Below are 2,907 nucleotides of genomic sequence, written 5' to 3' on the forward strand. Positions count from 1 at the left end.
GATTGGGCTCTAACAGAGGCACAGAGACACAGAGGAAAAGAAAAAACAAAGGCCTGATCTCCGTTGTCCGTTTGTGGTTGTTCCTCTCTGTGTCTCTGTGCCTCTGTTAGAGAACCTCGTTTCCGTTCCCGTCCGTGGGGACGAGGGATCACGGACGGTGTTTGCGCGCGTCCGGAGCACGGGGTACGTTCCCCCGGAGTGGACACGCCGGGCGGTATGGATCGTGCCCAGTCGGCGCCGCGTTCATCCGCGGAACCACAGCCTTTTCTGACGACCGATTTCCAGAGCCGGAGGAAGCGCGTGAAAGTCGTAATGCCGGTGGCGGGGAAGGGAACCCGCCTGCGCCCCCATACCCACCTGGTCCCCAAGCCCCTGCTCAAGGTGGGCGACAAGCCGGTGCTCAGCTACATCCTCGACGACCTGCGCGAGCTGGGCGTCAACGAGGCCGTGCTGATTACCGGGCACCTCAAGGAGCGCGTGCAGGAGTTCATGGAGTCCGAGTACCCGGACTTCCAGGCCGTGTACACCGAGCAGGTCGAGCAGCGCGGAACCGCCGACGCCATTGCCCTCGCCGAGCCGTACGTGCGCGAGGACATGCTCATCATCTTCGTGGATACGCTGTTCGATGCCGACCTCACCGTGGTCAAGCGGCTGCCGGACGACGTGGCCGGGGTGATCTGGGCCAAGGAGGTGGAGGATTACCAGCGGTTCGGCGTGATCGTGACGGACGAGAACGGCTTCATGCAGAAGATCATCGAGAAGCCGAGCGAGCCCGTGAGCAAGCTGGCCAACATCGGCCTGTACTACATCCGCGACTGGAAGCTGCTCTTTGAGGGCATCCGCCACGTGATGAACACGGAGCCCGGCCCGTCCGGCGAGTACTACCTGACGGACGCGTTCCAGTACATGGTGGACCACGGCGGCAAGCTCAAGGTGGAGCCGGTGCACGGCTGGTACGACGCCGGCAAGCCCGAGACGCTGCTGGAAACCAACGCGCACGTGCTTTCCACCACCCGCGGCCGCCGCCCGGATTCCGTCACGGACGGCGTGACCATCCACGAGCCGGTGCACATCGCGGACGGCGTGACGCTGGAGGCGAGCGAGATCGGGCCCAACGTGACGCTCTCCGCGGGCGCCACCGTGCGCGGCAGCGCCCTGCGCGACTGCATCGTCGGCGAAAAGTCGGTGATCACCGACTGCGAGCTGCACGACTCGCTCATCGGGCGCGACGTGTCGGTCACGGGCGTGCGCGGGCAGGTGGACCTGGGAAGCAACTCGGTCGTCAGCTTCGCGAAGGGCTGACACCGGGAACGCAGACGGGGAACAGCCGTTTCCATCCGGATACACGAAAGCGGGGACCGTCGCCGGTCCCCGCTTTCGTTTGTCCGCCCATCCCGCCGGTTACTGGCCCTGGCCCAGCGAGTAGCCCGGCTGGCCGTCGAAGTTGTACAGGTTCTCGGTCTTGATGAAGTCCAGCCCGGCGCGCTCCACGCGCTCCAGCAGCGATACCACACGGGCGTGCGTCGCGGGGCGGCGCAGCAGCACGTCGCTGAAGCGGCAGCGCCAGTGGTCCGTGCAGAACGTTTCCGGCATGCCGTTGGGCCACACCTTCACCCCGCGGTTGGTGATCATGCTGAGCTGCAGCGCATCGTCGCAGCACTCGTTCAGCCGGGCGGCCAGCGCGTCGGCGTCGCCGCGCCAGTGGACGAAGACGTCCACCCCCACCAGCTCCTTGCTGCGCGGCGCGCGGGGCTTGAGCTCAATGCGCAGCGGCTCGGCCTGCGTGTAGCGCACCGGCTTGAGCATCTGCGGCTCCTTGCCCAGCCGGTCGGCCACCGCGTCCGCGAACTCCTGCGTGCCCACCAGCGCGCGGGTGTTCTCGCCGGCCACGTCCGGGGTGTGCACCCCGTCTTCCAGCGTGCGCAGCCAGGCGTTGTGAATGCGCTCGGCCACGTCCGCCTGGCCGATGTGCACCAGCATCATCACCGCGCCCAGCAGCAGGCCGCTGGGGTTGGCCTTGTCCTGCCCGGCCAGCTTGGGCGCCGAGCCGTGGATGGCCTCGAACATGGCCACGCCGTCACCGATGTTGGCGGACCCGGCAATCCCCACCGACCCGCTGATCTGCGCCGCCACGTCCGACAGGATGTCGCCGTACAGGTTGGGCATCACGATCACGTCAAACATCTCGGGCGTATCCGCCAGGCGCGCCGCGCCGATGTCCACGATCCAGTGCTCGTTCTCGATCTCCGGGTAGTCCGCCGCCACCTCGTTGAAGATGCGGTGAAAGAGCCCGTCGGTGAGCTTCATGATGTTGTCCTTGGTAAAGCACGCCACCTTGCGGCGCCCGTTCCGCCGCGCGTACTCAAACGCGTAGCGGATGATCTTTTCCGTCCCCGGAACGCTGATCAGCTTCAGGCACTGCATCACCTCGTCGGTCTGCTGGTGCTCAATGCCGGCGTACAGGTCTTCCTCGTTCTCGCGGATGATCACCACGTCCATCTCGGGATGGCGGGTGGGGACGTACGGCGCGTACGAGGTGCAGGGGCGCACGTTGGCGTACAGCCCCAGCGACTTGCGGATGGTGACGTTCAGGCTCTTGACGCCGCCGCCCTGCGGGGTGGTGATGGGCGCCTTGAGGAACACGCGGGTGCGCCGCAGCGACTCCCACGACTCGGCGCCGATGCCGGCGGTGTGCCCGCCCTTGTACAGCTGCTCGCCGATGTCGATGAACTCCGGGGCGATGCGCGCGCCGGCGGCCTGCAGCACGCGCAGGGTGGCGTCCATGATCTCCGGGCCGATGCCGTCGCCGCGGGCCACGGTGACGGGCGTGAGCGTCGCCGCGGGTGCGGCAGTGGGAACGGCTTCCAGGGGGGCAGCGGTGCGGGAAGCTTCCATCAGCAGCGTTTC

General features: G+C 66.9%; 2 protein-coding genes. One reads left to right on the plus strand and one right to left on the minus strand.

The window, feature by feature from the left end:
* The first annotated feature begins 300 nt into the window (after positions 1–300).
* A complete protein-coding gene (locus tag VF665_RS13360) occupies positions 301–1,302 on the plus strand; it encodes a sugar phosphate nucleotidyltransferase (RefSeq protein WP_331053926.1) in 1,002 nt (333 codons plus the stop codon).
* Between the two features lie 99 nt (positions 1,303–1,401).
* On the opposite strand, the gene VF665_RS13365 is transcribed toward VF665_RS13360, so the two are convergent.
* Complete coding sequence (locus tag VF665_RS13365) at positions 1,402–2,784, minus strand: NADP-dependent isocitrate dehydrogenase (protein WP_414678732.1); 1,383 nt, start codon at positions 2,782–2,784, stop codon at positions 1,402–1,404.
* Between the last annotated feature and the right edge of the window lie 123 nt (positions 2,785–2,907).

It is taken from the genome of Longimicrobium sp. (assembly GCF_036387355.1).
Taxonomy (GTDB): domain Bacteria; phylum Gemmatimonadota; class Gemmatimonadetes; order Longimicrobiales; family Longimicrobiaceae; genus Longimicrobium.

What these genes read in the sequence shown, in the direction of transcription:
- VF665_RS13365 (WP_414678732.1), bottom strand. Translation starts at nt 2,784, where the DNA reads ATGGACGCCACCCTGCGCGTGCTGCAGGCCGCCGGCGCGCGCATCGCC.